Origin of the sequence: Paenibacillus algorifonticola (assembly GCF_050481745.1) — a bacterium.
GTDB classification, from domain to species: Bacteria; Bacillota; Bacilli; order Paenibacillales; family Paenibacillaceae; genus Pristimantibacillus; species Pristimantibacillus algorifonticola_A.
The window spans coordinates 803,317-823,768 of record NZ_JBCNGR010000008.1; the positions used below are offsets into that span (position 1 = coordinate 803,317).

The window sequence follows — 20,452 nt, forward strand, 5'->3', positions numbered from 1 at the left end:
GGCCTGCTCCTGCTCAAAAACAAAGCAAAAAGCCGTATCGTTAGTTCACAAGGAACTATTTCGATACGGCGTGGAAGGTTTCCTGCCTATTTTCTTAATTCTGCTGCAAAAGATTGTTCTAATCCAGCAACGACCTTCGCATGCAGCTCGGTCACTTCTTCATCGGTCAATGTGCGTTCTGCGTGACGGTAAACGAGCGAAAGCGCTACGCTCTTTTTACCCGCTCCCAGCTTCTCGCCCGTGAAGACGTCGAACACGCGTACAGACTCCAGCAGCTCGCCAGCCGTTTGCCATGCAAGGGCAGTCAGCTCGCCTGCAGGCACTCCCATATCGAGCACAACAGCAATGTCACGCTGCATTGCCGGATAACGTGGAAGCGCCTTGTAGACGATGTCGTCGCCTGCCAGCTGATAAAGCGGCGCAAGCTCGATTTCCAGCACATACGTATCCGCCAGATCACTTTCCAGCTGCAGCGTTGGGTGAAGCTGACCCACGTAGCCGATGACTTCTGTTCCATGCTCGGTTTCCAGTTGAACAGCCGCCGTTCTTCCCGGGTGAAAATGCTCCGGCTGCGCCGCGGCATAGCTCACCTTATCAGTAATGCCAAGTACGGCAAACACCGTTTCCAGAACGCCCTTGGCATCATAAAAATCAACAGCTACCGCCTTGCGGTTCCACTGCGGCTCTACACGGTTTCCCGTCAGCAATGCCGCGAAGCGATGCTTCTCTTGAGGAAGATGCGTCAGCTTCTCTTCTTCGGTATGGAACACGCTGCCGATTTCAAAAATGACAGCCGACTCGTTTTTGCGATTGCGGTTATAAGCTGCCGTTTCCAGCAGTTGCGCGATCAGCGTCGTTCGCAGCACGCTGCGCTCCTCGCTCATCGGCATCGACAGCTTGACAGCCTTCGTCGATTCGCCCGACAAGGCAGGGAACAGCTGTGTCCGTTCAGGTCCTGTGAACGAATAGCTGATGACTTCATGCAGGCCAGCATCCGTCAGACGCTTGCGCAGCTCGCGGCGAATCGCTTGCGGCTTCGTCAGCGCAACTGGCGTTACATCGCCGAAAATCGGTGTTGTCGGAATGTTGTCATAACCGTAAAGACGGGCAACCTCCTCAATCAAATCCACATCATACGAAATGTCGCCGCGGCGCGATGGCACTTCCACTTGGAATACATCTTCCTCGCTAACGCTGTAGCCGAAGCTTAGGCGATTCAGAATCGTCTGCACTTCAAGGCTGGACAGTTCGGTGCCGAGGTAGCGGTTGATTTTAGCCAAGGCTACTTCAACGACCTGCTGCTTCGCCGGAGCTGTCGTCACTTCCACGATACCCTCCGTAGCGAGTCCGCCTGCAAGCTCCGTAATCAACGCAGCTGCGCGGTTCAACGCCGGAATAACGCGGCCCGGGTCCACTTCCTTCTCGAAGCGAATGCTGGATTCTGAGCGCAGACCAAATTGGCGCGATGTTTTGCGAATGGTACCACCATCAAATCTAGCCGATTCCAGCAAAATATTAACCGTATCGCCCGTTACCTCCGAGCTCGCTCCACCCATGACGCCCGCAAGCGCGATTGGCTTCTCGCCGTCTGTAATGACGAGCATTTGCGGCTCAAGGCGGCGCTCTTGATCATCGAGCGTAAGCATCGTTTCGCCTTCTTGCGCCAAACGCACGTCGATTCGTCCACTTTTCACTTGATCTGCATCAAAGGCGTGAAGCGGCTGGCCATACTCAAGCAGAACAAAGTTTGTTACGTCAACGACGTTGTTGATCGGACGAATGCCTGCGGCAATAAGGCGATTTTGCAGCCATAGCGGAGACTCGCCAATTTTCACGCCTTTAATGTAACGCGCACTGTAGTGGAAGCACTGCTCAGGAGCGCTGATCGTCACTTGTACATGACTGTCTGTGCGCTCGGAAGCATGTGCAATAACCGGCTCAGGAATACGCACCTCGCGGCCAGTCAATGCGCCGATTTCATACGCCGTGCCGATTACACTTAGGCAATCCGAACGGTTCGGTGTCAAGTCCAGCTCCAGCACCTCGTCGTTCAGCCCAAGCACATCCTCGATTGGCGTTCCGATTACCGTATGCGGCGGCAATACGAGAATGCCTTCCTGCTGCTCCTTCGGCAGCAGCTTGTCATTAATGCCAAGCTCTTTCGCCGAGCAGATCATGCCCTGCGATTCTACGCCGCGCAGCTTCGCGCGCTTAATGTGCAAATCGCCCGGCAGCTTTGCTCCAACGGTAGCGACCGGAACGAGCTGTCCCGCATCGACATTTTTGGCTCCGCATACGATTTGCAGCTCTTCGCCTGTGCCTACGTCCACTTTGCAAATGTTCAGCTTATCCGCATCCGGATGCTTTTCGCGCGATTTGACATAGCCGACAACGACGCCTGTCACTCCCTTGTTGCGGGATTCCACCTCGTCGATCTCAATGCCTCCGCGCGTCATTTTTTCGGCAAGCTCTGCGCCCGTAAAGCCAGATAAATCAACATATTCATTCAACCATTGATACGAAATTTTCATCGCTTTGCTCCCCTTCCTTTCCTGCTACATTCTCGCGAATTGTTGTAAAAACCGAAGATCGTTCGTATAGAAATGACGAATATCGTCAATGCCGTATTTCAGCAGCGCAATGCGCTCTACCCCCATGCCGAAGGCGAAACCGCTAACTTCCTTAGGGTCATAGCCGCCCATCTCCAGTACGCGTGGATGCACCATGCCGCAGCCGAGAATTTCCAGCCAGCCCGTCTGCTTGCACATCCGGCAGCCATGTCCGCCGCATTGCGCACAGCTTACGTCAACCTCCGCGCTTGGCTCTGTGAATGGGAAGAAGCTCGGACGAAGACGGATTTGCGTTTGTGAGCCGAACATTTGCTGGGCAAATTGCAGCAGCGTGCCTTTCAGATCGCTCATGCGAATGTTAGGCGCAATAACGAGCCCTTCAATTTGATTGAATTGAAAGGAATGCGTCGCATCGTCATCATCGCGGCGGTATACTTTGCCTGGACAAATAACTTTGATCGGCTTGCCTTTCATCGCTTGCATCGTTCTGACTTGAACCGGGGATGTTTGCGTGCGCATCAAAATATCCTCCGTAATATAAAACGAATCCTGCATGTCGCGCGCCGGATGGTTTTTCGGCAGGTTCAGCGCCTCAAAGTTGTAATAATCCGTCTCGACTTCCGGGCCTTCCGCAATCGTATAACCTAGTCCGATAAAAATATCCTCAATCTCCTGCGCTACCTTGTTTAGCGGATGCACGGCTCCAGTTGGCAATGCTTTGCCCGGCAGGGTCACATCGATCGTCTCGCCGCGTAAGCGCGCTTCCGTCTCGGCCTGCTGGAATACCGCCTGCTTCTCTTCGATTACCGCTTCAATCGCCGCACGCACGTCATTGCCGACCTGGCCGATAATTGGACGCTCTTCTGCGCTAAGTCCGCCCATGCCGCGCAAAATTTCAGTGAGCGCGCCTTTTTTTCCTAAATATTTTACCCGCAGATCGTTAAGCACTTGCGGATTGTCTACCTGCTGCAGCTCCTGCAGCGCTTCGCCGCGCAAAGCCTCCAAACGTTCCTTCATCTGATGCTCGCCTCCTCATTCTTTTGAACACACAAAAAAAGCCCCTTCTTCCCGCAAGGGACGAAAGAACCGTGGTACCACCCTAATTCGAGCAATCTGCTTTCTCCCCTCTATACCGACAGGGACGCAAGAGCTTGCTCCTCAATCCCATTAACGGCGGGAACCGAAACATTCCTATTTGCGGACATGCAGCACCTGCTGGCGCCACGCCGGGTTCAGAAGTCTGCTCAGGAGCGAACTTCAGACAGCCTGTTTTCACGAAAGACGCTCTCAATCCATGGCGACTTCTCCCTGTGTGAAGGCACTGCTTACTTTTCTCCGTCTCAGCATTTCAACTCATATGGATACAATATCTTTTACATTATAAGCAAATGAATGGCGCGATGCAATAACTGGCATGCAATTTGCCCGACTTAAGCTCCCGAAATCGGAATTTTGCCTTTGGTAAAGCTGACGCTATCCGCCTTCCATATGCCATTCACCTTGATTATTTTGGTGTCTCGCATGATAAATTCCGTTTCCCATGCATCATGGCCAATATCCAGCGATTGAAGAAAGCTTCCTGTTGTTTTGGTCCTATAGCTGCCAGACGTTACAGGATCTTTAAACGTATAATGATACTCCAGCCCTTTATTTTGAATGATGACATTAATGAGACGGTCGGTAAAATAAGGCTTGAAATAAGTGCGAATCTGCTTCAAGGATGACACATCGGCTGCTTCGTTTAATTTATCGGACAGCTGCTTCAGGCGGGCTGCTGAAGCTTTTTCAGCGGCCAAAAGCTTAACCGGCTCCACATATACAACAAGCTGCTTCCCTTCGAGTGTAATCGTTGCGACTTGGCCATATGAATTCCAGTCTACATCTGCACCCAGTATTTGACTTACGAACCGCAGAGGAACATAGGTCGTGTTGTTGATTAATTGCGCTGGTACGTCGAGCTCCGTTTCAGCTTGATGGACAAGCACCTTTTTTGAGTTAATCGTAAGGAGCATTTCAATATCGTCTTTTTGGATTTCAATCGTTTGAAGCTGCTGGTTCCACTCTACAACTGCCCCCATATGTTGTGCAACATCGCGCAGCGGAATCAGCATCCGGTTGTCCTTCAATTTTCCATTGTTAAGCTCTATGGGCCGATCAGCCGCAAAAACAGGTGCGGAAAGAGCTGGGACAGCCAGCACTGCAGCTGCCATTAAGCCCAACGTGAATTTTTTCAACATCATATTAACCTCCATCATCAAAAAATCCGTGTTGTCTTTTTCTCTATTTATTTAGACGTGGAATTATAAAAAAAGTTACTTTACTAGCCACCTAGGGGAAACATACTTAATTTGGACTTCAAGTTATTTTTCAGCATCGCCAAAATTTTATTTCTCGGCTTGGATGCTTTATGTACAGGCTCGCAAAAAAAGCGCCATCATTGAAAGATGGCGCCACTAGCTTCAAGCAGCCGCTATTCTAATAGAGTCTGCTTGACATATTGATTGAACTTTCTGAACTGCTCGATTTCGCGCTCATGTGTCACTTTGAAATCCGATGCTTTTTTCGAGCGGCTTTTCAGCGTAACAGATATATAGGCTTTGAAACCGCTTTAACTTATTTGCACTGATATTTAAACAACACCTCTGAAAAAAGATTCTTTTTAAACAAAGGCTATGTTAAATTCTAATGTTGACTTATGACCATAAGAAGATCTCTCCTGTTAGCTTAATCACCTTAAGTGACAAGGTCATCTTACTGTCTGGTAAACGAGACCTATGGCTCCAGAATCAAAGGTCTTGTTTTCGATTAGCTTAAGATTGATCTTCTCCTTGAGACCTTGGAATAACGGCAATCCCTTACCGATCAGGACGGGAGAAACCGTAATTTTATACTCATCAATTAAATCAAGCTGCATAAGGTGGTGTGCGAACCTAGGGCTACCAAGGATGACCATATCCTTGCCCGGCTGCTGTTTGAGGTTATTGATCTCTTCCTCGACATCTTCTTTCACGAGTCTGGAATTATTCCATTCGACTTTCTCCAGCGTCGTGGAAAAAACGATTTTGGCTGTCTTTTCGATCCACTCGGCATGATTCCGTTCATGCTGCGAAGCTGATGGGTTCGAAGGCACAGATGGCCAGTAACTGTGCATCATCTGATAAGTCCCACGCCCCCAAATGACAGTGTCGGCAGTACTCAGAATTTCTTTCGCGTGTTTCTCCAAATCAGCATCGTAGGAAACCCAGCCAATGTCCATTTCACCATTCGGCCCTTCTACAAAACCGTCAAGCGATGCGTGCAGAAATAGAACGAGTTTTCTCATTTTCAGTTCTCCTTTGTTCATGAGGGATATCTACATTATAAAGGTTTAACAACGCCTAAACAAAAGCAACGAAAAACAGCTCCCGCCCATCTTTACGATGAACGAGGAGCTGTTATTTAGACTTATTGTTGTAATATGGCTTCAACCTCTATTTCGACCAGCAAGAGCGGATCAATGAGTGCTTTGACTTCTACCATCGTGGCTGCTGGCTGAATCGTGTGGAAAAACTCACCATGCGCTTTGCCGATTTCTTCCCATTTTGAAATGTCGGTAACGAACATTCTGGTCCGCACAACATCGGACATGCTCGCCCCTAATTCAGCCAAAGCTTTCTCGATCGTTTGCAGCACAAACCGAGTTTGCTCGTATGGATCTCCTTTGCCCACTACTTCGCCATCTTTCATCGCCGTCGTTCCTGCAACCTCAATTCGATTGCCAACACGAATAGCGCGGCAGTAGCCGACGAGCGGCTCCCACGGGGAACCCGTAAATACCTGTTTTCTGTTCATCCCGATCTCTCCCACCGTATTATAATTTGTGCTTCCAGCAATCGTTGTCTTCACGTTAACTGCCGCTTAACGGCTTCGTCATTATTTCCACACACGTTCCTTGGTCCCGCTCGCTCTTTACACGAAGCGTCCAGCCCATCTGCTTTGCCCGTTCACGCATCATACGAATGCCATAGCGGCCTTTCGCCTCCAACTGCTCGGCGTCTGCCCCTCGCCCTGTATCCGCTACGATACAATGAAAGCTGCCCAGTGCTCCGCCTTCAAGCGGATAGCAGGCGATGCTCACATGTGCCTCATGCGTATGCTTGCGAATATTCATCAGTGCCTCACGCACAATCGCCATCAGCTCAACCTTCTCTTTGTCCGACAGCGCATGCTCGGACAATTGCCAATTGACTTCAACGGTATAGCCCCCAGCTTCCCGCAGCTCCTCGGCAAGGGAATGAATGGCCGCTCGCCAAGGCCCTTCAGCAGGACTTGCAGCTGTTGACGATTTCAAGTTGGCAATGGACTGGCGAACATCCTCATACACATGGCGGACTGTCCCGCGAATTTGCTCAGTAGTCTGACGAACGCCTTCTGGAGTATGGGCATGCTCCAAGCTGTCCAGCTTCACGGAAAGCAGAAACAGCGACTGCGAAATGCCGTCATGCAGCTCGCGAGCCAGCTTCTCGCGCTGCTCAAACGCAGATTTCGACAGCCGTTCGCGCTGCAGCGCGTCCTGCATTAGCTCCAATCGCTTGAACAAACCGCGCAGCAGCGTCAATGTGACTAAAAAAACAAGCACAGGAGCAAGCACATTGCCCAAATCCATTGAAATGTATGGCAGCAGGAACGCATGCCGGACATATTCCCAAAGTCCTATTGTAAGTGTTGGAATCCACAAGATCAACCATTTCAACCATCGATATGACACCCGCTACCGCTCCCAGCTTGCATTAATAGTTTTCAAAATCGATGCTTTCGTCCAGCTTGCCCCCGCTCTTATCGACCACTTTCAGCTCGGCAGTCCATTTCCCGGGGAATGGGATGTCCATTTGCTCTGCATGGTACGACGTTCTCACAAAACCAGGAAACGATTCATACGACTTATCCGCAAAAATCGCCAGCGGCACCTCAAATGGCGCAAGCTGCTTTCTGTCACGCGAATGCAGCAGCAGCTTTACTTCAGAAGGCTCGCCCAGCTGCTCCGGCAGCCATATTTTCACCTCGAATTGATTCGTTCCTGGCTCATTCGGCGTTATATTAACAGTAAAATGGCGCGTTTCCCCCATCTTATGAAATCGGACTGGCGCATTGTCTGGTAGTGGGCTCATATAGGTGAACACGCCGACAATGAGCGTAATCGCCAGCATTAAGCTTGCATCCACTTTCAGCATCAAGCCGTGTGGCAGCTCCCCCCTCCGAACACGAGCACGAAGCAAAGCGCCTGTGACGATGACGAGCGCGACCAGCGCGATTTTCACAATTAGCCATATCCCCCAGCTTGTATAAAATAAATACGACAGGCTTGGCAGCAGCAGTAGCGTTATTGAAGCACCTGTAATAACAAGCAGCGCCATGGATATCCAGGCTGCTGTCGTGAATCGTTCTGCAAAGCGCCCCGCTTCCTTCCGATCAGCAAACCATAGACCAAGCAAAATCACCAAGCCCCCACTCCATACAGCCGCACACGCAAGATGGATAAAATCAAGGACGATGCCCAAATTCATATTCGACTGCAGCGCCGCCACATGGCCGCTCCAGCTCTCAATGGCGAGCAATAGCAGTGCCCAGATGAGCTTGAACGTATCGCTGGCTTTAATAACGACAAAACCGAGAAGCGACAATATAAGCAGCGTAAGCCATGCTTGGCCAGTATTCGTTTCGGTGAACAGCCTCACCCATTCCGGCCCTCCGCCTCCGTAGCCTTCCATCAAGTTTCGCGCACTGGCGAATACATACAATAGAGAAGCCAGCAGCAGCACCCGCATCATTGGCAGGCTCCATTGCTGCATTCGTTTGCGCTGTTCATCGCTTCCTGAGCGTATGCCGCTGAACCACAACATCAGCCCGGCCGCCAGCAGCAGCGCGGTGTAATACACAATTCTTGCTGTATAAAATAAGGCTGTGCCAACACTAAGACCACTGTCGTGGCCGTGATCCATATTTTCCATCTGGTCATGTCCAACCTGCTCATGCGGATTAAAGCTTGCTGCCAGTGTTGGGAGAGCAACAGAAATCTGCTTTGGCTCTAAGATTTGCGCTGCATGTGCATCGGCTGGCATGAGGCCAACTAACAGCACAGCGCTAAACAGAAGCAAAGCCAGCACCGCATACAAAGCTGTTATTCTTGCAGGTGAATGCTGTACAAGCTGTTTGCTCCGGGAGATTAATTTTAAAATCATGCTGCAAATATCCCTTCCTTCAGTTATCCTCTTGTAACAGTTTACCTTACAAGACAGCAAAGGACAATTCACAAGACACGGCCCGTTGTATAACCTAACCTTGGAGCGTGCATCATGAAGGAGAAGGAACGGCATCATAATAGGAACAAGCCATTATTTACAGGAGGAGGAACTGTCTATATGGTGTTTAACAGCAGCTACACTATCGCTGATTTGAATCATAATGAGACAGCACTCGCAGCAAGCGTAAACGGCTGTCGCCGTCCTCTGGCGGTAAAGCTGCCGTTTCGCGTAGAAATATAGAGAATGGATGGAACAATCATATACATTCCTATATTTAAATAAAAAAATTAGAGCAACGGCTGTCCGACCAAAAAGGAGCAGCCATTACTCTAATTGCTTATAACTATGAGCACGATACTACGGCTGAACGTACCGATTAATCATTTCAACTAGCAGATCATTTAGCGGCTTCACCTCGTATTCCCCGGCAGCAGGCTCCAAGTGGCCGCCGCCTATTCCGCTGTCATCTGTCAGAAACAAGTACGTCCCTCCCGTCGCCACCGCCATAAAGCGCAGCAAATATTCCGTTTGTACATCTACACCGCTGGAGGCGACTGGAATAATACGGATGCCCTCGGCCGCCGCCGTTTGGATCAGCTCCTGAATTTCATTAACTACTTTCGTGTTATAATGCGGCGGAGCATCCAATACGAGGAACAACAGCCTTGCCCTCGCCTGGTCGCTCCAGTCATGTCCATGAATGGCATCGCGCAGCGCCGCATCCACCGCTTCGGGATAATCGCCGCCGCCATCAGCCTTTTCCGCTGCCAATTTCCGGACCACCTGATCGACATCCTTCGTAAACGGAAACGACTTCACCGTATAATCATCAAATTTATCCTTATAAAAGTTGGCACTGAGCCTTATATCCAATTGCTGGCCATGCTGCTCGCCTACCCTGCCGATTACATCCTTCAGCTCGGCCTCCAAATAGCGCAGCTCATCCTCCATTGAGCCTGTCGTATCCACAACAAACATAATATCGACTGGATTGGCGAGCTCAGCTTCGCCTCCCAAATCAACCTTGAGCGTCCCTTGCTCCGGCAGGCTTATCTGGTCTATGCTCTTTTGGTACTGGCCTGCCTGCACCTCGACTTTATAATGGCTTTGCTTATCGTTTTGTTCTTTATTATAAAGCCCGGCAAATAAATAAGCTTTTCCATCTGTATTTGTACGCGCTTCCCATACTTGCTGGCGCTGATTGTCACTTAGCTTCACGACAGCATCGGATACTGCACGCCCGCCTGATGTCACAACGACCTCTAACCGGTTAAAAGCTTGAAACGACCAATAGCGGGCATTGTCATCACCCTCTTTGCTATTGAGCAAATTGCCGAAGCGCTGCCATGCGGCCAAATCATCCCATTCACCAGCTGTAAGCTGTCCTGCCTTCACTTCCGCCTGTTGCGAAGTATAACGCCTGTCTCCACTTTCTCTGCGTTCACTTTCAGGAGCAGGCTCCGTTGCTTCTCCTTTGCTTGGTGCCTCGTCCCCACCGCTGTCTTCAGCATTTTTAGTTGCAGTATCTCCCGTTGTGCTATCTCCTGTTGCTGTATCCCCCGGCTTCGTGGAATTACTCCTATCAGGGCCATTATTCATACTGCCAGAGCAAGCTGCTATCAGCATTAAAGCGATAATGATGACCATTGTGCGAATTAAGATGAGTTTATTTGTATTTTGCATCTTAAATCCCCCTTCTATCTTTTTCCATTAGACGATTGCGGGGCAATGATTGTTGCATAAAAGCATATTCAACATTAAAATGATTACAGGCTGCAGCGCTGGCTTGTCCAGACCATATGCGGCTTTTTTCTTAGGAGGATAAATGGATGGAAACGATAGCGTTAACCAATATTGAAATGACCTATCAGCAGGGGACTCGTCAGCTTACTTTTACGAATGCCGACTTATTTTTAGTGACAGACTTCGGCTCGGCTTTGTGGTACGTCGATGCGAACGGCATTGCAGATGCCGATGTATTGAAATGGTTCAATCAAAGCGAGGACATTCGAATTGAGCTGCGCGTCACCTCATTGGACAATCGCACATTCGAAGGTACCGCTTATTTCCACCCCAATGAGAAGCATTATGCGGCGGCGATTCGCGGCGAAGGCGAATTGCACCTTATAAATAACGAACAATAATCATGGAAATATTGAAAAAAGGAGAAATTAACTGACATGTCTATTACTACACGTCTGGTTCAAAATCAGGAAGACCGGAATGCCGTATTTGAAGTACGGCGCAGCGTATTTGTTGATGAGCAGGGCGTCCCTGCTGCCAATGAATATGATGAATTTGAAGATACGGCCCAGCATCTGCTCGCCCTCAGCGATCAAGTGCCAGTAGGAGCCGGAAGAATACGAGTAGTGGGCGGTGCAGCCAAGCTGGAGCGCATTTGCATTTTGGCAGACTACCGCAAGCTCGGCATTGGTAAAATCATCGTCGAAGCGATGGAGCAAGCAGCCGCAGCTCAAGGGCTTACCGCTGCCAAGCTAAATGCGCAAACCCATGCAGAAGGCTTCTACAGCAAGCTTGGCTATTGCACGGTTTCGGAGATTTTTTTGGAGGAAGGCATGCCTCATGTCACGATGACCAAGCAGCTTGTATAGCAGGCCTAAAGCCCGTCAATTCCCATACAAAAAGCCCTGGAAAGCCGCCATTCCAACATGGACGGACTTCCAGGGCTTTTCAATTATACAGCTGCTATTTGCTATGCGATAATTCTGGTGTTGTCATACGATCATAGAAATCAACCGCTTTATCCTTGTCTTCGGAATCGCGAAGCGCCATTGCCGAACGCGGATGCTCGTCCAAAATGCCAGTAATCATGTAAGGAATAATATAACCCCACTCTTCCTTCTCGCGAAGCGGAATCATGTATTTCTCGATCATATCGAGAACAGGGCGTGTTTTGTATCTTGGGTTTTGCAGTTGGGATACGAGCAGCTCTGTGTTGCAGTTGCCTGCTGCACGGCCCATGCCATATACGGATGCATCAAGCAGCTCTACGCCGCCTTCAGCTGCAATAAGCGTATTTGCGAATGCAAGCTGCAAATTGTTGTGCATATGCGCGCCCAGACGCTTGTTTGGAAGATACTTGCGGAATTTTTCCGTCAAGTAGCTTACATCATTCGGTTTCAGGCTGCCGTAGGAATCAACGATGTACACAACGTCAACGACGCTGTCATTGATCAATTCGAACGCTTCCAGCAGCTGGTTTTCCATTACATTCGACAAGGCCATAATGTTCAGCGTCGTCTCATAGCCACGATCACTGAATAGTTTAACAAGCTCAAGACCCTTGTCCACATCTTTCGCATAACAAGCGACACGAATTAGATCAAGCAAGCTTTCGCTGCGCGGCAAAATATCGTTCTCGTCTACACGGCCTACGTCAACGAGAGCCGACAGCTTCGTAGTTCCTTTATTAGGAATAACCGTCTTCAGAAACTCGTCATCCAGAAAACGCCAAGGGCCTGCACTTTCTGCGCCTTTGAGCAGCTTTGGCGAGTTTTTATAGCCAATTTCCATATAATCAACGCCAGCATCGTTCAGGCTTTTGTACAAGTGCTGGACAAACTCTACGCTGAAATCCCAGTTGTTTACTAATCCGCCATCGCGAATAGTGCAATCGACGATTTTACAATGACTTGTTTTTGAATTCATGTAAAGGCTCCTTCTGACTGTACGTCGCTAATCTTTAACATCCATCATACTTGAAATGCCTAGGAAACGCAAAAGAAATTTGCCCATTTCTGACGTCATAAATCGCCCCATTTAGCCACCAAGCAGATCCTCCGCCTTCGCCTGAAAACGTTCGTGGAATTGCTTGACCGCGGGGATATCCATCTGCTGTCCATTGATTCGGTTGTAAACTTGCTCATCCGTCGTTGCCAGCACGTCCAAAAACTGTGATACCATTTTTGCCGTTATCGTATCCGGATGCTCCTTCACCAGCTTTTGATAGCTCGTTTTCACCTCGCTGAGCAGCCGATACGTTTCCATATCAAATATGGGCGTGTTGTTGAGGCCATAAATATACATGGATAAGTAGCTGTTTAAATAAAGCTGCTCGATTTCCGGGCGCTCTGCTGAATCGGGATATGTTTTAATGTAGGTTTCCGACAATACCGCGCGATTAGCCAGCTTATCCCACGTAATGATCAGCCCGGCATCCTTCGCTGAAACCTCATTTGATTCTACTGCCCGCAAAAAAATATAATCATTCATCTGCTGCGATACATAATTTTTGTAAACCTTTTGCAATTCAAAATCAATGATCGGATAAATGGTGCCCTCGACCATAATCAGCTTGTAGCCGCCCATTAGCTTCGTAATAACGAGCTGCTTCACAGCAGCATCCTGAATCTCTGCGGCATTGGAAGCCGTAATCGGCCATTGCTGCTGGAGCAGCACCTCCTGCACATTATTTTCAAAAAAAGCGTCCTGCGTACGTTCCAGATCATTGTTATAATACGCATTCAGCTCGCGTATCATCGTGTCCGCCCGTTCTTGACCAGCCTTTGACATATTCTCGTTCAAGAATGAAACAATTTCGAACGGCTCCTTTGCATTTTGCACCGTCTGGCGGTATTGCTCCAGCAAATTGTCCTTCTCTTGGGGAGCGCCCTGCACGACTGGCGAAACCTGTGCGCCAGCGTGGGACTCCCGCCGTTCCTCTGTATTTTTATTATTGCCGCTGCAGCCTGCAATGAATAATGTAAATATAAGCACCAAAATATTCCATCTATAGTTACGACTACGCACGTCGCTATTCACCTCTATCGTCATATTCACCTGGCCCTCTCACCCTAATAGTATATGCCACATTATCGTCAATATCCAATAGACGCATGAACAGAGCGGAAGTTACGGCAAAAAAGCGCGGAAGCAGGCCTCCGCGCAAACTTTTTTCAAAACACATCCGTATCCTTAACTTATCTTCAAAATATCTCCTGATCTTACAGCGCTTTGACCTGAATCTCTTCATGCTGGGCTTCGGCCGAATAATGCCCCGACTTCTCAACCTTCGTTGTCAAATACTTCTCATTGTAGACGGAGGTTTGCCCCCAAAGCGGAACACGGCGTGCAATATGCATGCCAGCTTCACGAAGCGCCTCCACTTTGCGCGGGTTGTTCGTAATGATCGACACAGGCAGCGAGCGAAGCAGCTTCAAGACAGCAATGGATTCGCTGTAATCGCGAGCGTCCTCGGCAAAGCCCAGCTCCAAGTTCGCATCAACCGTGTCCAGTCCTTCCTCTTGAAGCAGATAAGCCATTGCCTTGCTGAACAAGCCAATGCCACGGCCTTCATGATTGGCCAAATAAAATAAGGCACCCGTTCCATGCTCGGTAATCATCCGCATCGACTGCTTAAGCTGAAAGCCGCAATCACAGCGTTGGCTGCCAAAGATATCGCCCGTATGGCAAATGCTGTGCATGCGAATCAGCGCATCTTCGCCTTCGGCAAAATCGCCATAGACGAGTACGCTGGATTGCTGGAGCTCCGCATAATGCCCATTTGCCAGCTCGCTGTATAGATCTACTTCGTCCTGCACGCTATTTTTCTCACGCTTCAGCCAGCTGTACCACTGAAAAATCTTCGTCTCGCCATCAAGCTCAACCGGAAGCTGAATCGGTCCGACCACGTGGATATCGTATGAATTGCCTTCAATTGTTTTTATCTTATCATTAATAATAGAACGAATAGTTGGTTTAATCATTAGTGTGCACCTTCTTCATCTGTATTTGATATAATAGGTTGAAAGGCTAAGCTTCATCTGCTATAAATGCACCTTGCCTTATTAACAATCATAGGGGAACAAATTTTCGCTTACCATTAGTAACTAATTATATATTCGAAATTCCATTACGTCAAGTTATGAGCGATCAAAAAGTTTGCTTGTATATAAATACTATTAAAGCTATACTTAATAGCAAGTTATAATGAGGTGATCAACATGGAGAAATCAGGGCTTTGTCCGCGCCTGCACAAAGGGATGGACATTATAAGCAAACGATGGACCGGCTTGATTATTTATCAGTTGCTGTCCGGACCGCAGCGCTTCAGCTGCATTCAAGGCGCCCTTCCCATTAGCGGCAGACTGCTGTCTGAGCGGCTTAAGGATCTTGAAAATGAGGGCATTGTAAGCCGCGCCGTCTTTCCAGACATTCCAGTTCGCATTGAATATTCACTCACCGAAAAGGGACACGCACTGGAGCCGGTCATTCGCGAATTGCAGCAATGGTCATCCAATTGGGTAGCGCCTATGTCCATATCCAAGTAAAAGGTTAATGAAGCAGCCTCGGCCAGCAATTGGGCCGGGGCTGTTTTGTGTTCCCGGAGGGGGACGCTTCGCGGAATTATAGCAATCTACTATTAACGTCTAGTACCCTCTATCAGTAGGCCACATATAAATATATTATTCGTATCTCCCCATGATAATTGTCCTCATATGCGTTATCACTAGAAAGGAGGAAACCCGATTGCTTACTATCTTCATTATTTGCTCCTCAGGCCTGTCCCTTTATTTCATTCTCAAGCCTCCTCCACCGATCAAACAGCCTACTATTTTATCCCTATCCTCTACGGCAACAGATAAACGCTATGACAGCATCAGCATAGAAACCGCTCAGCATAATGCCGCTGCCGCAAATGAATAACCCTTTCCTGCTTCTATGAATTTAATCTAGAATTCGAGGTGATTAACATTTGAACTCACTACCTTCCATTATCGTGTCCCTGTTTGCTTTCCTCTTCACTATTTTGCTCATTTTGTGGCGTCCCAGAGGGCTGAATGAAGCCATTCCTGCTACGTTTGGCGCCATACTCGTCCTATTGAGCGGAGTTGTCTCGTTGACGGACCTAGTGCATATTAGCGCCACTGTAAGTGGTGCTGCCATTACCATTATGGCGACAATCGTCATGGCAATTGTGCTAGAAAGCTTCGGCTTCTTCCTCTGGGCGGCCGAAGGGCTTGCTATTCGAGCACGAGGCTCCGGGCTCAGGTTGTTCTGGTATGTAAACCTGATGTGTTTTCTGATGACGCTATTTTTCAACAATGACGGCAGCATTCTTATCACAACCCCGATTTTGCTCATTATGCTGCATCATATGGGACTGAAAAATCACCAAAAAATTCCATACCTACTTTCAGGAGCATTAATCGCTACCGCCTCCAGCGCTCCCATCGGAGTCAGCAATATTGTAAATCTGATTGCGCTGAAAATCGTCGGCATGGATTTGTACATGCATACCGTCATGATGTTTATCCCCGCTACACTTGGTCTGCTGCTGCTCACCCTGCTGCTGTTCCTCTACTTTTACCATCAGCTTCCTCGGCAAGTACCCCATACGATTTCAATCGTCCCTATTCAATCTGGCTACCATCCTTTACTCACTCCTGCCGGAAGCAAGCCTGCACAGCCCAAATACAGCAGCCGCTTTATGAAATCGATTCTGCTTTTCGTCTTCACTGTTCGGCTCAGCTTATTTGCTGCATCCTATTTGCACATCCCCGTTGAGTGGATCGCTGTTTTCGGCTCCTTGCTGCTCCTTAGCTGGCGCTGGGTTTACTTGAAAATGCCACCGAACGACATTTTGCGCAAAATCCCCTGGCATATACTCATATTCGCCTTCGCCATGTATATCATTATTTATGGCCTGCACAACATTGGCCTGACGCAAGGACTCGTTCAGGTGTTCGAGCCGCTCGTTACTGGCAGCCTGATGAATGCAAGCATTTTAATCGGAGGGCTCGTCTCCGCCATGTCTACACTCGTCAACAATCATCCCGCGCTCATGATCGGCACGATCACGCTCACCGAAATGAACCTCGATCCGCTTACCCTCAAAATCGCCTACCTCGCCAGCGTCATCGGGAGCGATATTGGCTCACTCATTTTACCGATTGGCACGCTAGCCTCGCTCATTTGGATGAATCTCGTGCAGAAAGCCAAAGTAAAAATCAGTTGGATGGATTATGTAAAAGTAACGCTTGTCATCATTCCGCCTGTGCTGCTGTTTACCCTCACTCTTCTTGCTTTATGGGTTGGCTGGATTTTCCGTATGCACTAGCTCACGACAAACTGCAGCTATTTCTGTGGAAAATGGGCGCTGCCGCCAAATGAAGGCAGCACCCGTTTTCAGTCAATTCAGCAGCACTATTTATTTTATTTACTACTAAAAGGTTTACAATTGAGGAATAACGGTTTAATATATATCTCTAGTCGAATTCTGGCACTCTAATTTTAATCGCTTAATTTTTCAATTGAAAAAGCGGGGGAACCAACAATGTGGTTGAAGCGTAAGCTTGAATCGCAAGGGGTGAATCCGGTGCATGGCGCACTGGTAGGGCAGCTCACTGGCCCGAATCCGACAGCTAACTCCGTAAGCGAACGTGAGGAGAGATGAATATGATTGTCCTTCATGCGCCGGACGCTCCGCCTAAGGCGAAGCACGCAATGAAGCTTACGGTCAAACGCATTGAGCTGTTTGTCATTCCAGCTCTCAATGTTGATGCCGCCGGAAACCGTGCCTGCTTGCGGGTAACGACGGACAAAGGCATTGGCTTTGGCGAAACATTTGTCGACGAGATGGAACGCCCTAATGATTGGGGCTTGTGGTGCAGCGCGCTGAGCAGCTTTATCGGCACCTTGTCTATTACAGGACGTTCGCTTCGGAGCGAGCAAGCCGATCATCACAGTGTGTACAACCTGTTCGATCATGCGATTCACCATCTCAAAAGCTGGACCGCAGAAATTGCGTTGGACGACAACGCTTCTGAGGAACCTATTTTACTTAGCCGATCATTGTTTTACCTTTCTATTTTTTAGCCTATTTTGGATCACCATAACGCAAAGGAGCCTTCCCCGCCATGTGTCAGCTGGCAGGAAAGGTTCCTTTTTTTTCTATCGGCCGCTTGTCCTTTCATGGTGAAACGGCTTTCGCCGTCCTCTGGCGGCGCGGCGCGTTTCAGTCCGAGAAATATAGAGAAAGGATGGGAAAATCATATCCTTTCCTATATTTTAAATAAAGTCTGTCATCGAGTGGACAGTCAGCTCGCCCGGCGATGCAGCGATGAAAGCCTGATCCCCTTGCGGATTTCGCGCATAAAACGTAATCGTTCGCGGTTCGTTTGGCAGCAAATCGAAATAATTGTCGCTGAAAACACCTTCGATCGACGCGGAAAGCCGAACCTGCTTGGCCAGCGTATCCGTCTCCAGCACATAAGCGGTGCCGCCGCTGCCTTCAACCTCGCTGATCTTTATGGCCGGAACCGCAAGCCCAAGCTCATTCATCGGCCTGAAATAATGCTCCTTCTCCTCGACGAGCAGTCCACCCTGCTTCAGCTTCGCCACAAGAACGACTTTGCCTGGCTGAATGCCTTCAGGAAGCAGTGCTGCCAGCTCTAAGGAGCAGGCGATATGGCCGTTGTTTGGCTGAAGCGATACCGGAACGGCAAACTGCTTCAGCACCTCGCCCGCGAATGAACGCAGCTCAAGTGCAAGCTCGCCGATGAAAGGCTCATTTTGATCTGACAATACATAACAATCGACGCGGCCACTGCTCGCGCAGTCAAACGACAGCATGATGTCACGGAAGCTGCGTGCCGCATAATATTGCAGTGCTTTCCAGCGCCCGTAATAGTCCATTCCCGCCCATGAGGCGACGGGCCAGCAATCGTTCATTTGCCAATACAGGGACCCCATGCAAAATGGCTTTTTCCGCCGATGGGCCTCAATCGCTGTCTTCATCGCTTCCGCCTGCAAAACCTGGCTCAAATACAGAAATGCCGGAAAATCCTTAGGCTGACGCAAATACATATCCATATATTCCTTGATCAGCTGGTTGCCGCGCGCGTTTTTCTGATGCGCCAGCATAACCTCCGATTCAACGGCCATGTCCGCTTCTTCCGCATACTGCTGCACCGTTTGCAGCTCCGGGAACGATTGGAAGCCGTATTCGCTCATGAATCGGCCGACGTGGACGTTGTATTTTTCAAAAGGCTCTACGTTATGCCAGACGCCCCAATAGTGAATATCGCCGCTCTTCGACAAATTGAAAGCATGCTGCTCACCGTCTCCCGTCTGCCCCCGCATCGGTGAAGAAGGCCAATATGCGATGCCATTGCCAAGCCCCGCGACTGCCTGCGGCAATATTCGGTGGAAAATCGCCTCATAATCAGCCCACAGCTGCTCACGCTGCTCCGGCGTATAGTCGCGCTTCCAGCCCCAGCCCATATTTTCATCATAATGCGACCAGGCCGTATCGATTTCATTGTTGCCGCACCATATGGCGATACATGGGTGATTGCGCAGACGCCGGACATTTTCCTCCGCCTCCAGACGCACATTTTCCAGAAAGGCTTGATCTCCAGGATACATGCTGCAAGCGAACATAAAGTCCTGCCAGACGAGCAATCCGTATTCATCACACAACGTATAAAAGGCATCCGCCTCATATATGCCGCCGCCCCACACCCGGAGCATATTCATATTGGCTAACGCAGCACTTGCAATTTCATGACGGTAACGCTCATAGGTCACATCAGGCAGGAAGCTGTCATTTGGAATATGATTGGCTCCTTTCGCAAACACTGGAACCCCGTTTAGCTCGATATAAAAAGCATGCCCCTGCTCATCCTGATCGGTTACCAGCCTCACTGCCCGCAAACCCGTCGTTGCACTGCGGCTGCTAATGGGCTGCTCGAACCCATTCTTTGTCTGCACAAGCTGCGCTTCAAAATGATACAGCTCCGGCTTGCCGAGACCTCTGCACCACCAAAGCCGCGGCTGCGCAATAGACGCCGCCAGTTCCACCGTCTGCAAGCCCGCCGACAGCTGAACCTGCTGTTCCCAGCACCTGCCGTCTGCATTTACCCGCAGAACCCCTTGCCAAGCTTGCTCGCATTCAACTTCTGCTGCAATCCTTAGGCTCGCTTGGGCTGCGGTTATTTCCTGCTGCTCGATATACAGATCTGTCAATCGTACCTCTGACCAGGCAACGAGCTTCACTTCCTTCCATATGCCGCTCGTCACAAAACGCGGGCCCCAGTCCCAGCCATAATGATACGGTGCCTTGCGGGCAAAAACACTGATTTTCTTATCGCCAAGTCCACCTAGTTCCGACTGGTCATTCGCCGCCGGAAGCGGGTAGCCCAGCTTCTCAAGCTTTGGCAAATCCTCGTTAATAGGCGAACGAAATTTGACGGTTATCACATTGCCTTCCGGCTGCAAGATTGGCTTGACATCTATATGCCAGCTGCGGAACATATTGTCCGCCGACAGCATATGCTTGCCGTTGACGTACACATCAGCATACGTATCAAGTCCAGTGAAAACCAACTCCAGATGCGATTGTGCCAGCATTTCCGGCGTTACGCCGAACGTCGCCCTATACTCCCAATCCTGCTTATCGATCCACTGCAGCCTATGCTCGTTCGTACCGTAAAACGGGTGCTCTATTTTCTCTTGCCGCAGAAGATCCATGTGTACATTTCCCGGCACAACCGCGGGCAGCCACTCCTTCTCGCCACTAGCTCTAAAGCTCCAATCGGATAAAATTCTGTTCGCTTCGTTCATCGTGTCCTCCACTAT

The 20,452-nt window shown here is 49.4% G+C and carries 19 protein-coding genes and 1 riboswitch; of the genes, 7 read left to right on the forward strand and 12 right to left on the reverse strand.

Annotated elements, in window-relative coordinates; translation table 11 throughout:
* Positions 1-86: 86 nt before the first annotated feature.
* The 7 genes from pheT to ABEW34_RS11125 form a co-directional block, all read right to left on the reverse strand.
* Positions 87-2,531: a phenylalanine--tRNA ligase subunit beta gene (gene pheT, locus ABEW34_RS11095; protein ID WP_430158226.1), complete on the reverse strand. Its 2,445-nt coding sequence runs from the start codon at positions 2,529-2,531 to the stop codon at positions 87-89.
* Between the two features lie 24 nt (positions 2,532-2,555).
* On the reverse strand, positions 2,556-3,587 hold the full coding sequence (pheS, locus tag ABEW34_RS11100) for a phenylalanine--tRNA ligase subunit alpha (protein WP_430158229.1): 1,032 nt from the start codon (positions 3,585-3,587) through the stop codon (positions 2,556-2,558).
* Between the two features lie 413 nt (positions 3,588-4,000).
* Positions 4,001-4,807 (reverse strand): copper amine oxidase N-terminal domain-containing protein, encoded by an 807-nt coding sequence (locus ABEW34_RS11105; protein ID WP_430158232.1) that lies wholly within the window; start codon positions 4,805-4,807, stop codon positions 4,001-4,003.
* A gap of 509 nt (positions 4,808-5,316) precedes the next feature.
* Entirely contained in the window at positions 5,317-5,892 is a 576-nt protein-coding gene (locus ABEW34_RS11110) for a dihydrofolate reductase family protein (protein WP_053435337.1), read from the reverse strand.
* A gap of 122 nt (positions 5,893-6,014) precedes the next feature.
* Entirely contained in the window at positions 6,015-6,401 is a 387-nt protein-coding gene (locus tag ABEW34_RS11115) for a RidA family protein (RefSeq protein WP_430158235.1), read from the reverse strand.
* A 55-nt stretch (positions 6,402-6,456) separates the two neighbouring features.
* Positions 6,457-7,317, reverse strand: coding sequence for a sensor histidine kinase (locus tag ABEW34_RS11120; RefSeq protein ID WP_430158238.1), 861 nt, complete (start codon positions 7,315-7,317; stop codon positions 6,457-6,459).
* Positions 7,318-7,339: 22 nt separating this feature from the next.
* Positions 7,340-8,788: a copper resistance D family protein gene (locus tag ABEW34_RS11125; protein ID WP_430158240.1), complete on the reverse strand. Its 1,449-nt coding sequence runs from the start codon at positions 8,786-8,788 to the stop codon at positions 7,340-7,342.
* Between the two features lie 114 nt (positions 8,789-8,902).
* Here ABEW34_RS11125 and ABEW34_RS11130 point away from each other — a divergent pair, with 114 nt between their 5' ends.
* On the forward strand, positions 8,903-9,091 hold the full coding sequence (locus tag ABEW34_RS11130) for a hypothetical protein (protein ID WP_430158243.1): 189 nt from the start codon (positions 8,903-8,905) through the stop codon (positions 9,089-9,091).
* Between the two features lie 117 nt (positions 9,092-9,208).
* On the opposite strand, the gene ABEW34_RS11135 is transcribed toward ABEW34_RS11130, so the two are convergent.
* Entirely contained in the window at positions 9,209-10,534 is a 1,326-nt protein-coding gene (locus ABEW34_RS11135) for a VWA domain-containing protein (protein WP_430158246.1), read from the reverse strand.
* Between the two features lie 146 nt (positions 10,535-10,680).
* On the opposite strand from ABEW34_RS11135, the gene ABEW34_RS11140 reads away from it, so the two are divergent.
* Positions 10,681-10,995, forward strand: a complete 315-nt coding sequence (locus ABEW34_RS11140) for a hypothetical protein (protein ID WP_430158249.1) — start codon at positions 10,681-10,683, stop codon at positions 10,993-10,995.
* A gap of 42 nt (positions 10,996-11,037) precedes the next feature.
* The gene (locus ABEW34_RS11145; protein WP_430158591.1) at positions 11,038-11,463 is read left to right on the forward strand and encodes a GNAT family N-acetyltransferase; all 426 of its coding nucleotides are present in this window, start codon (positions 11,038-11,040) and stop codon (positions 11,461-11,463) included.
* Between the two features lie 94 nt (positions 11,464-11,557).
* Here the strand turns inward: ABEW34_RS11145 and ABEW34_RS11150 are convergent, their stop codons facing one another.
* From ABEW34_RS11150 to ABEW34_RS11160, 3 genes are all read right to left on the reverse strand, one after another.
* The gene (locus ABEW34_RS11150) at positions 11,558-12,520 is read right to left on the reverse strand and encodes an aldolase catalytic domain-containing protein (protein WP_430158252.1); all 963 of its coding nucleotides are present in this window, start codon (positions 12,518-12,520) and stop codon (positions 11,558-11,560) included.
* Positions 12,521-12,631: 111 nt separating this feature from the next.
* Positions 12,632-13,651: a hypothetical protein gene (locus tag ABEW34_RS11155; protein ID WP_430158255.1), complete on the reverse strand. Its 1,020-nt coding sequence runs from the start codon at positions 13,649-13,651 to the stop codon at positions 12,632-12,634.
* Positions 13,652-13,815: 164 nt separating this feature from the next.
* A complete protein-coding gene (locus ABEW34_RS11160) occupies positions 13,816-14,577 on the reverse strand; it encodes a GTP cyclohydrolase II (protein WP_430158258.1) in 762 nt (253 codons plus the stop codon).
* A gap of 237 nt (positions 14,578-14,814) precedes the next feature.
* Here ABEW34_RS11160 and ABEW34_RS11165 point away from each other — a divergent pair, with 237 nt between their 5' ends.
* From ABEW34_RS11165 to ABEW34_RS11180, 4 genes are all read left to right on the forward strand, one after another.
* Positions 14,815-15,141, forward strand: coding sequence for a winged helix-turn-helix transcriptional regulator (locus ABEW34_RS11165; RefSeq protein WP_056034330.1), 327 nt, complete (start codon positions 14,815-14,817; stop codon positions 15,139-15,141).
* Between the two features lie 199 nt (positions 15,142-15,340).
* A complete protein-coding gene (locus ABEW34_RS11170; RefSeq protein ID WP_430158261.1) occupies positions 15,341-15,517 on the forward strand; it encodes a hypothetical protein in 177 nt (58 codons plus the stop codon).
* Positions 15,518-15,566: 49 nt separating this feature from the next.
* Positions 15,567-16,931: an ArsB/NhaD family transporter gene (locus tag ABEW34_RS11175; protein ID WP_430158264.1), complete on the forward strand. Its 1,365-nt coding sequence runs from the start codon at positions 15,567-15,569 to the stop codon at positions 16,929-16,931.
* A gap of 168 nt (positions 16,932-17,099) precedes the next feature.
* Positions 17,100-17,265: riboswitch (cyclic di-AMP (ydaO/yuaA leader) on the forward strand.
* A 4-nt stretch (positions 17,266-17,269) separates the two neighbouring features.
* Positions 17,270-17,689: a hypothetical protein gene (locus ABEW34_RS11180; protein ID WP_430158267.1), complete on the forward strand. Its 420-nt coding sequence runs from the start codon at positions 17,270-17,272 to the stop codon at positions 17,687-17,689.
* Positions 17,690-17,881: 192 nt separating this feature from the next.
* Here ABEW34_RS11180 and ABEW34_RS11185 read toward each other — a convergent pair whose 3' ends face one another.
* Positions 17,882-20,437, reverse strand: coding sequence for a beta-mannosidase (locus tag ABEW34_RS11185; protein ID WP_430158269.1), 2,556 nt, complete (start codon positions 20,435-20,437; stop codon positions 17,882-17,884).
* Positions 20,438-20,452: the final 15 nt, after the last annotated feature.